Annotated in this window: 12 protein-coding genes; 6 read left to right on the top strand and 6 right to left on the bottom strand. The window is 51.5% G+C overall.

The genetic code is table 11. From position 1 onward, the window contains the following. The 6 genes from ACLO87_RS01455 to ACLO87_RS01430 form a co-directional block, all read right to left on the bottom strand. Complete coding sequence (locus tag ACLO87_RS01455) at positions 1-1,605, bottom strand: dipeptide ABC transporter ATP-binding protein (RefSeq protein ID WP_135862585.1); 1,605 nt, start codon at positions 1,603-1,605, stop codon at positions 1-3. After that, positions 1,605-2,444: an ABC transporter permease gene (locus ACLO87_RS01450; RefSeq protein ID WP_430222588.1), complete on the bottom strand. Its 840-nt coding sequence runs from the start codon at positions 2,442-2,444 to the stop codon at positions 1,605-1,607. Before ACLO87_RS01450 ends, ACLO87_RS01455 begins: the two co-directional genes overlap by 1 nt. Further along, entirely contained in the window at positions 2,444-3,418 is a 975-nt protein-coding gene (locus ACLO87_RS01445) for an ABC transporter permease (protein ID WP_135862566.1), read from the bottom strand. The genes ACLO87_RS01450 and ACLO87_RS01445 overlap by 1 nt, the downstream gene beginning before the upstream one ends. Positions 3,419-3,430: 12 nt before the next feature. Next, entirely contained in the window at positions 3,431-5,008 is a 1,578-nt protein-coding gene (locus tag ACLO87_RS01440; protein ID WP_135862563.1) for an ABC transporter substrate-binding protein, read from the bottom strand. 81 nt (positions 5,009-5,089) lie between these two features. After that, entirely contained in the window at positions 5,090-6,352 is a 1,263-nt protein-coding gene (locus ACLO87_RS01435) for an aspartate aminotransferase family protein (protein ID WP_430222587.1), read from the bottom strand. Between the two features lie 2 nt (positions 6,353-6,354). Next, positions 6,355-7,407, bottom strand: coding sequence for a phosphotransferase (locus tag ACLO87_RS01430; protein ID WP_430222586.1), 1,053 nt, complete (start codon positions 7,405-7,407; stop codon positions 6,355-6,357). A gap of 202 nt (positions 7,408-7,609) precedes the next feature. Between ACLO87_RS01430 and ACLO87_RS01425 the strand changes: the two genes are divergently transcribed. The 6 genes from ACLO87_RS01425 (at position 7,610) to ACLO87_RS01400 (ending at position 14,736) form a co-directional block, all read left to right on the top strand. After that, positions 7,610-8,293, top strand: coding sequence for a GntR family transcriptional regulator (locus ACLO87_RS01425; RefSeq protein WP_135862557.1), 684 nt, complete (start codon positions 7,610-7,612; stop codon positions 8,291-8,293). Positions 8,294-8,446: 153 nt separating this feature from the next. After that, complete coding sequence (locus ACLO87_RS01420; protein ID WP_135862555.1) at positions 8,447-9,484, top strand: Dyp-type peroxidase; 1,038 nt, start codon at positions 8,447-8,449, stop codon at positions 9,482-9,484. A 1-nt stretch (position 9,485) separates the two neighbouring features. Next, on the top strand, positions 9,486-10,289 hold the full coding sequence (locus ACLO87_RS01415; RefSeq protein ID WP_135862553.1) for a family 1 encapsulin nanocompartment shell protein: 804 nt from the start codon (positions 9,486-9,488) through the stop codon (positions 10,287-10,289). Positions 10,290-10,538: 249 nt separating this feature from the next. Further along, on the top strand, positions 10,539-11,033 hold the full coding sequence (locus ACLO87_RS01410) for an RNA polymerase sigma factor (RefSeq protein WP_168246813.1): 495 nt from the start codon (positions 10,539-10,541) through the stop codon (positions 11,031-11,033). A gap of 12 nt (positions 11,034-11,045) precedes the next feature. Continuing rightward, on the top strand, positions 11,046-12,053 hold the full coding sequence (locus ACLO87_RS01405; RefSeq protein ID WP_430222585.1) for a FecR family protein: 1,008 nt from the start codon (positions 11,046-11,048) through the stop codon (positions 12,051-12,053). Between the two features lie 169 nt (positions 12,054-12,222). Continuing rightward, the gene (locus tag ACLO87_RS01400) at positions 12,223-14,736 is read left to right on the top strand and encodes a TonB-dependent siderophore receptor (RefSeq protein ID WP_135862547.1); all 2,514 of its coding nucleotides are present in this window, start codon (positions 12,223-12,225) and stop codon (positions 14,734-14,736) included. Positions 14,737-14,753 lie beyond the last annotated feature (17 nt).

Genomic DNA, 14,753 nt, shown 5'->3' with positions numbered 1-14,753 from the left:
TTATTTCCAATCCCTACCCGGCATGGCATCGATCAATGCCCGCGTGTAAGGATGTTGAGGTGACTGCAATACCTCTATGGCATCGCCTTGCTCTACGATTTCTCCGTGCTGCAGAACAATAATGCGCTCACACAACTGTGCAGCTACACGCAGGTCATGGGTAATGAACAGCATGGATAAAGACAGCTCGGTTTTCAGCTCATTAAGCAGCTTCAACACTTGTTCTTGTACCGACACATCCAGCGCTGATACCGGCTCATCGGCAATAATGAGTTCTGGATTCACCGCAATCGCTCGTGCAAAACCCAAGCGCTGGCGTTGTCCACCGGAGAACTCATGTGGAAAACGTTCTAGTGCCGCCTCATCCAGACGCACAATTCGCAATAGTTCTTTAGCACGTGCCAGAGCGCTGTCTCGTGATACGCCTTGCGCCATCATGCCTGCCGTCAAAATGGATGAAACACGATGACGAGGATTCAGCGAGCTATACGGGTCTTGGAAAATCATCTGCACTCGTCGGCGCAAACTTTTATCTTCAAAAGCCTGAGCCTTAAGTAAATCTACCCCTTGCATGTCGGCATGGCCCGCATCAGCAGGGATCAACCCTGCCAAAATGCGGCCAATGGTAGATTTGCCTGACCCTGACTCGCCTACCAACCCTACCGTTTCCCCCTTACGTATAGTGAAGCTCACACCTTTCACCGCTTGGAAGTGCTGTTCTGGTTTAAATAAGCTGCCTCGTTTGATATAGGTTTTACGCAGACCTTCTACCTGCAACAAGGTATCTGCCGCCAATGCGGTGTCAGGCATTTCTGGAGGCACCGACGAAGGCACGGCATCTAATAGTGCCTGTGTATAAGCCTCTTGTGGGTGGCTCAATACCTGATCGGCATCACCTTGCTCCACTATGCGTCCACCTTTCATCACCACAACACGATCGGCTATTTCCGAGACCACACCAAAATCGTGCGTGATGAACAGTACGCCCAATCCTTTACGCTGCTGTATTTCTATCAGCACTCGTAGAATCTGTGCTTGAGTGGTCACATCCAACGCGGTAGTAGGCTCATCCGCAATGAGAATTTCTGGCTCTAGCGCCAAGGCCATAGCAATCATCACACGCTGTCGTTGCCCACCCGAGAGCTGGAATGGGTACGAACCCGCCACACGAGTATGATCAGTTAGCCCTACCGACTGTAATAGCTCGGCCACCCTAGCCTGCATTTGCTCGGATGACATGTGCGTATGCTCACGCAGGGTTTCTAGCACCTGCTCACCACAGCGCATCAAAGGATTCAACGCACTCAGCGGCTCTTGAAAAATCATCGAAATACGGCAACCCCGTATTTGGCGCAGCACGGCCAGCGACTGCCCTAGTAAAGGCTGATCTCCTAACTGTATGTCGCCTTGCGTCACTGATAGCCCGCGCGGTAATAATCCCAACACCGCATGCGCAAGCGTGGATTTTCCTGAGCCTGATTCCCCCACTACACATACCACTTCACCTGGACGCACTCGTAGCGATACATCTTCCACTGCGAAGGCTCTATCGCCCCCTTTAGGTAAGGCAATACGGATGTTTTCAATAATCAGTTCTGCACTCATCATCCTTCCTTACGATGCAGTTTGGGGTTCAAGGCGTCATTCAGCCCTTCACCTACTAGGTTCACCGCCAGCACAGTCATGAAAATGGCCAAGCCGGGGAATAAACACATCCACCACGCCAAGCGCAGCAAGGAGCGGGATGCCCCTACCATGTACCCCCAGCTCATCAAGTTAGGATCACCCAAGCCTAGAAAGCTCAAGGCGCTTTCTAACAGGATGGCATTTGCCACCATAAGCGAGGCCATCACAATCAATGGCGACAAGCAGTTAGGCAGAATTTCCACGAGCACAATACGTAGTTTGGTGAGCCCTTGTACCAAGGCGGCCTCAACAAACTCGCTGGACTTCAATCGCATGAACTCAGCGCGCACTAACCGTGCAATAGGTGGCCAACTCACTAACCCCACGGCAGCGACCACAGACCACAGCGATGGCTGGAAGATAGCGACGAACAAGATCGCTAGAAAGAAACTAGGTATGGTTTGAAAAATCTCCGTCAGACGCATCAACGCTTCGTCCATACGCCCACCAAAAAAACCTGCTGGCACACCTACCAACAACCCTATGGATACGGCCACTAGCGTCGCTGCACACCCCACCAATAATGAAGCACGAGCACCATGCGCAATACCGGAGGCAATATCGCGCCCCATAGAGTCCGTACCCAACCAATGACCCGGCTCTTCAAGCGGTTTTAGAAAAGGAGCTGCATCCGCATCCCACGGATTACCGGGGAATAACCACGGTGCAAACAGCGCCACCAAAATCACCAGCGCCAAGACAACTAACCCTGCCACCGCCCCGCTATTTTTTGTAAAACGCTTACATAATCCACGCATCAGGCACCTCGCATACGTGGATCAACCACGACATACAGCAAATCTGTCAGCAAATTCAGCACTACCACCACGACAGAGGTACAAAAGAACACCCCTAGCAAGATCTGATAATCACGCTGCATCAATGCATCAAATGCCAATCGCCCTACGCCCGGCCACGCAAATACGGTCTCTACCAGCACCGAACCACCGATGAGCTGACCTGCTTGCAAACCCGCCAACGTAATCACCGGCAACACCGCATTACGCAGTTGGTGTACCCAGACGACGCGAGACGATGACAGACCTTTGGCCCATGCCGTTTTGACGTAGTCCGCCATCTGCACTTCGTTCATCGAAGCACGCGTCATACGGGTATAGAGCGCAACGTTAAAAGCGCCTAACGTCACGATGGGCAAGAACGCATGGTGTGCAATATCTAGCCAGCGCGATACACCGGTTAAGGTAGACCCCATTTTTTCAAAGCCAAACGGCGGGAACCACGGCACATACACCGAGAAGATCAGCACTAGCATCAGCCCTACCCAGAAGATGGGCGTGGCGTAAAAAGCCAAAGAGGCGGCAGTAATGGCTGAGTCTTTCCATGTGCCTCTATAGCGGCTGGCTAATACGCCTAACAGCACACCTAATATCAATGACAATGCAAAGGCCGGTAATGCCAGAATCAAGGTGGCAGGCAACCTGTCTGCAATCAAATCCCACACAGGTTGTTGCTGCCTATAACTGAAGCCCAAATCAAAACTTGCCATGGACTTCAAGTAGCTGCCCAATTGCACAATCACCGGTTGGTCTAAGTTGAACTCCTTGCGCAGTTGATCCAAAAACTGTTGATCCGAGGCACCAGCCTCCCCAGCCAGAACACTGACTGGGTCGCCCGGGGCCATGCGTACCAACGCGAAGTTAATCACCAGTACTGCTACCAACACCGTCAGGGATTTCAGCAGAACAGGAATGGCCGCCAACACATACCTCATGTAGTGCTCCTGTTACGGTTCCAGATAGGTGGTCGCAAAGTTCTCAGCCACTCCAATCGCGGAGGTGGTGACGTTTTTCACTTTGCTATTGGTAATGGTGGGGAATGACAGCTCTACCAGCCAAATAGCAGGTGAGTCCTCCAGCAACAGCGCGTTGGCTTGCTCGTAGAGCGCCTTGCGTTTGGCCTGATCGTTTTCTACCGCTGCGGCAGCAAACAATCTATCCACTTCAGGGTTTTCGTAGCCCGATGCATTGCTGCCATAAATGCCCTGACGAATGTTGCTGCTCAGGTAGGTACGGTCTACACCCAAGGCTGGATCCGAATACTGATACAAGTACACCACGACCATCTCGAAGTCCCAGTCGGCGTAACGTCGTGCCCAGTTCCCCGCATCGGTACTTTCTAATACCACCTCTACCCCCACTTTGGAGAGCGAGTTTTTGATGTACTCAGACACCTTATTCCACGTATCACCGTAGGGCAGCCCTAACAGTTTCACCGTGGCACGCTTACCGTCTGCATCGGGTTTTAGCCCCATTTCATCCAGCAAAGCGATGGCTTTATCTGGATTAAATTCATAGCCAGTCGCCTCGTTGTCGTGATACTTAGTGACTGAAGAAATGGGCCCTGTGGCAGGTCGTGCGGCACCAAAGAAAATACGCTTGGCGATAAAGTCTTTATCAATGGCGTATTGCATAGCCTGACGGAATCGTTTGTCGGCCAATGGGCCATCGCGGTGATTCAGCTCTATGAAGGCTTGAGGGCCTGCAAACTCATAACCCTTGTGGGTAATAGCCAGGTCAGGATTACCTTGCAACTGAGGCAAAAAGGCAAAATCAATATCCCCAAAGCTGGCTACCTGTACAGAACCATTCTCCAACGCCAACAAACGCGAGGCGGCATCAGGAATCACCTGAAAATAAATGCTATCCAGATACGGTAAACCTTCTTGCCAATACTGATCATTACGCACTACCTGCACATAACGACCACGCTGCCACTCTTTGAATTTAAATGGCCCTGTACCAATAGGCGTTTGATTCGCAGGGTTGTTGCGATAGTCTGTGCCTTTATATAAATGCGCAGGCATCATGGGGGCGCTAGACACTTCTAGCGTATTGATGAACGGTGCAAATGGCTCTTTCAGCGTGATGACTACTGTATGCTCATCAGGAAGCTCTATACGCTCTACGCGCGATAAATTCGCCCGTGCTCGTGAGTGAGTATCGGCCAACATATCTTGCAACGAGAAACGCACATCTTCAGACGTAAAAGGCTGACCATCGTGCCACGTCACGCCTTCTTGCAAGTGAAAGGTATAGGTCAGACCATCTGGACTAATTTCCCACGATTTAGCGAGGCCAGGTTGTGGGTTCAGTTCAAAGTCGTAGGTGAGCAATCCTTCGTAGATTTTTCCTGCGGCGATCTGCGTGGGTGTTTGTTGATTCAGTGCGTAAATCAGAGAAGGCGGTTCTGGATTCAGAATCACGTTTATAGAACCGCCTGCCGTTTGCGCCACGCTATGGCTTGCTACTGCCAATGCGGCACACCCTAATGCGCTTTTCCACCATGTCATTGTGCTCTTCATTGTCTGCTCCTTATCGTTGTATAGGGACGCCTGCCTTATAAACAGTGCGTTATCCACGGGATGTATCCCCCGTTTTCAAAGCTAATTCATCGCATTGATCTGCTGCAATTGCTGCTGCAATACCTCCATAAATAGGCTGACGTGTTCCTTGGCAAATACCAACGGCGGTCGTATTTTCAGTGCGTCATTCTTCTGCCCACATGTACCTATTAAGATGCCTTCTTGGCGTAACCCATTGACCAGCAGCACCGCCAATTCTGACGCGGTATGTGTGTCGTTGCCTTGCAAAGCAATAGACCAATACAAACCCGAGCCTCGCACGGCCTGCACCAGTTCATGAGTGGTCAGTGCATGCAAATGTTGGCCTAAGTCATTGCCTACTTGCTGCACATGCTGGGTGGCATTTAATTTATGCAGCTCGTGCAGCACAGCCAAACCTACGGCTGCCGATACGGTGTTGCCCCCAAAGGTGTTGAAGTAGCGACAACGCGTGCCGAAATCGTGTAACCACTGCTCTCTAACAACGACAGCGCCTATAGGGTGCCCATTGCCCATAGGTTTACCCAAAGTCACCATGTCGGGAATCACATCATCTTGTTGGAAAGCCCACCACTTGCCGCCTACACGGGCAAAACCACCCTGCACCTCATCTGCAATAAACAAACCGCCGTGCTGACGCACCACTTTTGCTGCTGCGGCCAATACACCTTGGCTGGGTAGATACAGCCCATCACTGGCAAAAACGGTGTCCACCATGAGTGCACACACTGGCACACCTTTAGCTGCCAGGCGCTGCGCAGCCGCATCCACCAACGCGGCAAATTCACTGGCGATTTCCGTTGCACTGCCCTGCAAACTGGTGGGTGCTGGTACAACCTCCACATGCTCGGCCACAGGTCGTAGCGAGGGCGACATATCGGCCAACAAGCTAGTCACGCCGTGATAGGCATTTTGTGTCACGATCACCCCACGTCTGCCTGTCACCTCATGGGCAATACGCAGTGCCAAATCGTTGGCTTCACTACCAGTGCACGTAAAGACAGCACGGTTCAGTTCTTTGGGAAATAGTGCGAGCAGTTGCTCGGCATACGCCACCACGTTTTCATGCAAGTAACGCGTATGGGTGTTCAAAATACTGGCCTGCTGAGTCATGGCCTGTACAACAGCGGGATTAGCATGACCCACTACGGGCACGTTGTTGTACATATCTAGATAGCGTTTTCCATCTATATCTTCCAACCATACGCCCTCACCTCGCACCAGATGCACGGGCTGTTCATAGAACAACCGGTAGGCAGTACCTAATACTTTTCGTCTTTCCAATAAAGATGCATTCGTTGTCATCGCTACTCTGCTCCTGTTCGGGAGGGCTCCCAGAATGTCATTAACTGTTTGAACAATGCTTCGGCCTCTGACCTACTGCGCAAGATGTAGGTACTATTGGCAGGGAACTGGGCGGCGCGCCACGACGTAATCACAATGCGCTGCACCAACCGTGCCATCACTAAATCTACGACTGCGGTACGTTCTTGCTCGGTCAGTTCCAACACTTCGCCATACCCCGCCATCACGGCATCCAAAACAGCTAACGGGTTTTCCCCTCGGCTCATTTGGTACGATGCGGCGACTGCTAATTCAGCAATACGCGGGGCGTACACCATGTCTCCAAAATCCAGCACTCCTACTACCCGTCTACCTTCGGCACAACTCAACATATTGCTGGGCGATAGATCGTTATGAATGACCTGCTGTGGCAAGGTCTGTATGAGCGGTTGTATCTGCTGCTCAAACCGCTGCATAAATCGTTGTACTGCATCATGTAGCGCAGGCTGCTCAATCACCGAAAGCATAGGTTTTAGCAGTGGCAACTGCGTGACATCCCACAAAAAAGGTCGATGAGCGCCCACATGTGTAAAGGGCTGCATCGCACAGGTGAGTTGCGCTGTGGCCCGGCCTATGTCGCGCCATACCTCGGGTTCAGCCTTCAACTGGCTACCAGGTGAGCCGTCTAAATAGCTGTAAGCCCGCACTCGTACAGCACCGTCTGACAGCTTTATATCTAACCAGTCTTGTGACGTCAGACTAGACGGAATATGCACGGGCACTTCCCGCTCAAAATGATGCTCAGCAAAATGCTTGAGTACCGCTACCTGCATAGCGATTTCTTCGGTGCTTTCTGCATGGTTGATGAACTTCAGCGTCAGACAACGGCCAGCGTCGCTGCGCACCATAAAGTTTCTATCCCGCTCCCCGCTTAGAGCTTTGATCTCTTGCGCACCACCAAAATGGTTTCGCATCACACATAGGACCTCATCGTGGCTCACATGCGGGGGCGAGGTGGTTAGCAATGCATTGGTCACAGCAATCGCCGAGTTTTGGGACGGCACAAAAGTGGTCATAGCATCTACACAAAGAAATGATTATTTTTGATGCATGATACATCATAATTTTTTTCACTCTTAATGATCGTTAACCCTATTGGGGTTGAACCCAGCAAAACACATCTAAAATGATTTATGATGCATCAACAAAGAAAAACCGCAGTCTGTAGATGCGGTATCCTGTGGCTTCTCTCTGCTGGCTTTTTATTCTTTAGCAACCATGTCACCTCCTGCCCCTACTACACCCACTTTCAGCACGGTCAAACACGAAAACATGGGAAGTCAGGTATACCTGATTCTTTCTCTTGCCTTGATAGAAGGTAGGCTCAAACCGGGTGAACGTTTGCGCATTCGTGAGCTAGCCGAAGAAATGGGGACTAGCGTTACGCCAGTACGTGATGCCATTTTGCGCTTGGTGCAAGATGGGGCATTGATTATGCGTAGCGCACGAGACATCAGAGTGAAGCAGATCTCGCTAGCTGAGTACCTAGAGATTCGTGACATACGGCTGGAACTGGAAGGTATGGCTGCCGCCCGAGCTGCAGAAAAAGCCACGCCTACCGATGTAGAACGCCTAGAGCAATTGATTACTGAAAATGAAGATGCCATCAAGCAAGGCGAACTCATTACAGCAACGGGGCTAAACCAACGCTTTCACTTTGAATACTGCAAAATTGCCGATATGCCTATTTTGCTGGATATCTTGCGCAGACTGTGGCTCAAGATGGGCCCACTGATTGCTGAGGTCTATAGCGATGGCGGCCGCGACATGATTGATGGCCACTACGCCCTGATTGATGCCATGCGCAATCGCGACGGCCAAGCTGCGCGTATTGCCGTGCAAACTGACATTCTCTCCGGTGGACAAGCCATCCTAGAGCTCAAACGTCGCCAAGAACTCTAAACGTTAAACATATACAAACAGCCACAAACTCCCTACGCTGCGCGTTGGATTCACCCTGTAAATTCCTCTACAATGAATTGACAGCGGCCCTGTTTAGTACACGTGGCAGGGTCTTAGATTCAACAGAGTTTTTCAACACCAGCGTCGGAGCTCATGTCCTCTACAAACCCACAACCACAAGCTGTGGTAGCACCCATTACGCGCAGCGCTATCTACATTGTTGCCACTCTGGCTCCTAGCACTGAACAAGACGACAAGGTTCGCGCTTTATGCGGCAACTTGGCGGCTTTGGTACGTTCAGTAGGCCACCGCGTTTCTACAGGCCACCTTTCCTGTGTCTGTGGTTTCAGCGATAACGGCTGGGATCGTCTGTTTGGTAATCCTCGTCCTGCCGACCTACATCCTTTCCGCGAATTTCATGCGGGCGATCGTCAAGCACCTGCTACGCCAGGCGACATTTTGTTCCACATCCGTGCGGAGCAAATGGACCTGTGTTTTGAGTTAGCCACCCAGATCATGAATCAATTGGGTGATGCCATCACCGTGGTAGACGAAGTTCACGGCTTCCGTTATTTCGACATGCGCAGCATGGTGGGTTTTGTGGATGGCACCGAAAACCCTGTGGGCCAAGAAGCCGCCGACTTCACCTTAATTGGCGATGACGACCCTGACTTTGCGGGCGGTAGCTACGTGTTGGTGCAAAAGTACCTGCACGACATGGACGGCTGGAACCAACTGCCTGTAGAAACTCAAGAACGCATTATTGGCCGCACTAAGCTCTCTGATATTGAGCTGGATGATTCGGTCAAACCTACATCGTCCCACAGTTCGTTGACCACACTGGAAGACGAAAACGGCGACGAGATCAAAATTCTGCGTGACAACATGCCTTTTGGTAAGCCCGGCTCTGGTGAGTTTGGCACGTACTTTATTGGCTATGCACGTAAGCCCGACCCTATAGAACAAATGCTGGAAAACATGGTGATTGGTCGCCCACCGGGCAACTACGATCGCCTGCTGGACTTCAGCCGTGCCGTAACTGGCGGCCTGTTTTTTGTGCCTTCTGCTGAGCTACTTGAAGAACTGGAAGAACGCACACCTGACAGCCAGTCTGAAGATACTCCAGCTGACGCACCTGCCACCACACCTCACAACGGTTCCCTGAATATTGGTTCTCTAAAAGGACAGTAATATGAACAACTTGCATCGTGAATTAGCCCCTATTTCCAGTGCTGCTTGGGCACAAATCGAGGAAGAAGTAACGCGCACTTTCAAGCGTTCTGTTGCTGCTCGCCGCGTCGTAGATTTAAAAGGCCCCGGTGGTGTAGAGCAATCTGGCGTGGGTACAGGTCACCTGCTCAACCTGACCTCCCCGCACAAAGGCGTAAACGCCAAAGTACGTGAAGTCAAAGCGCTAGTAGAACTAACCGTACCCTTCGAGTTGCAACGCGACGAAATCGACAACGTAGAACGTGGCTCTAACGACTCCGACTGGCAACCCGCTAAAGATGCTGCCACCAAACTTGCCTTCGCCGAAGACCAAGCTATTTTTGATGGCTACAAAGCGGCTGGCATCCAAGGTATTCGTGAAGGTTCGTCTAACGCAGGTATTGCACTGCCTAAAGACATCACCGACTACCCTGCCGCTATTGGTAAAGCCTTGCAAACTCTGCGTTTAGAAGGTGTGGATGGCCCTTACTCTGTGCTTCTGGGTGCGGACGCCTATACCGCACTGACCGAAGCCAGTGACGGCGGCTACCCAGTGATCGAGCACATCAAACGCATCATCAGCGGCGACATTATCTGGGCACCAGCGCTAAACGGTGGCTGCGTATTGTCTACCCGTGGTGGCGACTTTGAAATGCACTTGGGCCAAGAATTGTCCATTGGCTACCAAAGCCACACCGACAAAGTTGTGCGTTTGTACCTGCGCGAAACACTGACTTTCTTGATGCTGACTAGCGAAGCATCGGTGTCATTGACGCTGAAAGCCTAAGCGTACTCAGCTCTGGCATCGGCTCACACGATGCCCCCACAAAGGCGTGCCCCACAACGAGCACGCCTTTGTACTTTATTCAGCCCTCCTCACTCGGAAACGACTCATGTAAGGCGACTGATTCGTCACATTTCGATGTCAACACGCTGCATAATGCCGTTTCGTTTCGCGACACACTTGTACCTCAGCACGGTTCTGCCTCATAATCGCACACTGTTATTGATAATCATTTCTATTTGTGGCGGTGGCATGAAAAGCCGTTCCTCCCGGCAAAAAGGCTGGCTGGCACATTACACAGAGCTCATCAGTTCATGGGCTAAAAAACACCCACATTCTCCCGACGCTGAAGACGCCGTGCAGGATGTAGCGGTGAACATGATACAGATGGAACATTCTGCTGTGGACTACATGCGCGCCTACTTGTTTCGCAGCGCGATCAATGGCGTGAACCGCCAGCATATACAGCGCCAGAAAGTCAGCCTGCTTTCGTTGGATGAGCTAGAGGAAGAGGACCACCCGCTGGTTTCTCATGTAGAAACGGATGCCTATGCCTCTGAACTCACGCAGCGCGTGCAGCAAGCCCTAGCTGAACTACCCACCAAACAACAACAAGTCTTTGCATGGCACCGCTTAGAAGGCTGGACCGTGCCTGAAATTGCAGAACATATGCAACTTTCAGTCAGTAGTGTGGAAAAATACCTAAGTGCTGCCTTGCGACATCTTCAACAACGTTTACGCGAGTAGCACGGATAGAAGATGACACCACTAGAACGCCCTTACAGCCTCCCTATTCCTGTAGACCCCGATGACGCCGCCACTTATTGGTTTACCCGTCGTCAGGGTGGTTTGATGCAACCTGGTGATGAGGAGCAATTTCAATACTGGTTAGCGAAAAGTGCCGCGCATAAGCAAGCCTATGACGAAGTGTGCGCTGTGTGGCAACTGACGAAGCATGTGCCTGATGCCGTGTTCAAAGCGGTATTACCTCCACCTGCTACCAAAGCCCCTAGCACTTCTAGACGCCAATTCCTCTGGTGGGGCAGCGGTATGGCCGCCGCTGCGGTCACAGGATTAGGCGTGCGTGCTTTGTGGCAAGACGAACCTATTCTGTTCCAAGAAAGTTATAAAACAGCCCGTGGTGAGCACCAAGAGCTGCAATGGCAAGATGGCAGTACCGCGTGGCTGAATACTGAATCTGTGCTGCGAGTGATGTTTTCAGCCTCGCAACGCTTGGCCTTATTGGATCAAGGTGAAGCCCTGTTCAAAGTAGGCATGGATCAAGAACGGCCTTTCTTGGTACGTACTCAACAAGCTGAAATACACGCACTGAACTCTGAATTTAGTGTGCGCCAGGACAATCACCAAACGGCGATTACCGTGTTGGCGGGCGAGTTAGAACTACACTCTAATAGCTGGTGGCCACGTTCACGTGCGCTGCTGCGCCCTAACCAGCAATTGCGCATTCCAGCCCAAGGGTCGTGGAGTGACATTGAAGTGGTTAATGCCACCGCTGTCGCCGCGTGGCATCGCAATCAAGTGGTGTTTGATCGCACCCCCTTGCGTCATATCATTCACGAACTCAACCGCTATCGCGAACAGCCTATATTCTTAGACGCGCCTATGTATGAAGCGTCTAGGCTTAGCGGCGTGTTTGAGTTGAATCACATTGATGATTTCTTGCAGCGCTTACCAGCATTAATCCCCGTTACCGTGCTGCGTCAGGCCAATGGCAGCGTGCTGATCGTCGCTCGTAATAGCGCGTAAGCCGCCTCAGGCCCTAAAGATACAAATAGTTACAACATATTAATGAGAATGATTACGGGTTTCATTGCTAATTCTACTCTCTGTAATAGAAGCAGTGATTGCATCATAGCGCCCACTGCCTGGGAAGGCCCGCCTAGCGGGTTCGCATGGAGCAATAGAGTAGAACAACGTGAACAGCATCATCAACGCCACACCCCTTGCGTCTAAGCAGACGCCCCCATCCACACATCAATCCAAGAAATGGGCGTTTGCCACGCTGTTATGCCTCAGTTGTGCCGTCGCACAACCGGTTAGCGCCGCAGAACAATCGGCACGCCATATCAGCATTCCAGCACAACCTCTGACTACGGCCCTCTTGGCGTTTGGTCAGCAAAACCACGTGCAGATTTATTACCTGCCAGAAATGGTCGCAGGCTTGCAGGCCCCCGCTATTGAAGGGAATTACACCCCACAAGAAACTCTGAGCCGATTGATACAAGGCACTGGTTTGATTGTGGAATGGGAAGGTAACAGTGTGACGTTAAGCCGCACTCTGGAAGGCTCTACCAGTCAGTTAGCACCCGTTCGTGTACAAGGCTCAATCAGCTCTACCACGGAAGGCACTGGCGAATACATCATGGCGGGCACCAGCAACACGGCTACTCGCTTGAACATGGACACCCAGCACACTCCGCAGTCCGTCAGCGTGATGACACGCCAGCAAATGGACGATTTTGGGCTGACCAACTTTGATGAAGTGATGAACTTCACCACCGGTATTACGGCTGCCACGGCATCTCCTGGCGGCGGATACCAGTTTCAATCTCGCGGCTTTTCTATCACCAACGTGCAAGTAGATGGCATGCAAAGCAGCTATCGCTCGGCAGGTCGTGGCGCTTTCAACCCTATTTCGTTGGACATGGACTTGTACGACCGCGTTGAAGTGGTGCGCGGTGCTACCGGTTTGCTATCGCCTACAGGTGAGCCATCAGCGTTGATTAACTTGATACGTAAACGCCCCCAAGCTACTTTTGGTGCACGTTTGAACACGCACATAGGTTCATGGAAAGACCGTCGCGTAACCGCTGATGTGACCGGCCCACTGACAGAAGATGGTCGGTTGCGTATGCGCGTGATCGGTTCGCACAAAGCAGCAGACTCCTTTATTGATAGAACCAATAACAAAAACAATTTGCTGTCGGGTATTTTGGAATTCGACATTACCGACAACACTATTCTGACCGCTGGCTACGACTTCCAAAACTCAAAGCTACGTGGCGAGTCCAACATGGGTATCCCACTGTTTGACTCTAACGGCGAGCGTATTGATGTGTCGCGCTCTATGTCTCTGGCCCCAGACTGGACCTACTGGAACAAACGCCACCAAAACGCGTTTATCTCGGTGGAGCACGAATTCGACAACGAGTGGACAGCCAAGCTTAGCTATAGCCACCAACGTGACGATGGTGATGCCGTGATTACCGGTTGGGGTACAGGCGTCAACCCTGTGGTGAACCCTGATGGTTCTGGCGTCGGTATTCGTACCAACTTGGCGGCCGAAGGCTACCGACTACAAGACAACCTAGAGCTGTCTGCCAGCGGCCCTTTCGAGTTACTAGGTCGCAAGCACCAACTGATGTTTGGCTTTAACGGTACACGCAAACGCGATACCTCGTACACCATGAACATCAGCGACACCAATAACTGGTATATCCCGAACATTTACGATTGGGATGGTGCCATGCCAGAGCCTATAGTCAGTCGCTCTGGCGCATGGACACGCACTCATACTAGGGAATATGGCTTTTTTGCAGGCACACGCTTAAATATCATTGACCCGCTGAACGTCATTCTGGGTATGCGTTTGTCTGACTACAAAACCTACCGCGACAACTACAACACCTCGGGGAACTTCACTGGCGTATCTGGCGAGCTGCGCAATAAAAACGAAATCACCCCTTACTTCGGTGTGACCTATGACTTCCTGCCTAACCTAACCGGTTATGCCAGCTACACACGCCTGTTTCAACCGCAAGGCTACAAAGACAAGGATGATAACTACCTAGACCCCATCACCGGTGAAAACCGTGAGTTGGGCTTAAAAGGTAGTTTGCTGGATGAGAAAGTGCAGTTCTCGTTATCGGCCTTCCAAACCAAGCAAAACAACTTAGCCGTGCTAGACCCATCAGTGCCTGACGACTTTGTATTGCCTGACGGTAGCCGCCCTTATGTCTCGTCTGGCGCAGGTAACAAAACCAAAGGCTTTGAGATCGAGCTAAGTGGCGCGCTCACCAACAACTGGAACATGTTTGCTTCATACAGCTACGCCAGCACCAAAAATGGTCAAGGCGAACGCATCATGACCTACATTCCAAGTCGCACCTTCAGACTGGGTACTAACTACAGCTTCACTGGTGCACTGCAAGGCTTAAGTGCCGGTGCAACGATTAACTGGTTTGGCAAACGTGACCTGTGGACAGCTGGCCGTGCGTACACCGCCAAAAATGGTAAAGCGCTGGATGCTACCCACAGCAGTTATGCCGTAGTTGGCTTGCATGCTAACTACCGCATCAACTCACACTGGAACGCAAGACTGACCGTGAACAACGTCTTTAACAAGCGTTACTACGACAACTTCGTGATTTTCCGTGCTCGTTACGGTGCACCGCGTAACGTCTATCTGTCTGTTGATTATCAGTGGTAATTCCTACTTTTTGAGTC

Origin of the sequence: Paenalcaligenes sp. Me52, assembly GCF_050487965.1 — a bacterium.
Classification (GTDB): Bacteria; Pseudomonadota; Gammaproteobacteria; order Burkholderiales; family Burkholderiaceae_B; genus Paenalcaligenes.
The sequence above is the reverse complement of the archived record's forward strand: the minus strand, read 5'-3'. Positions and strand labels throughout refer to the sequence as shown.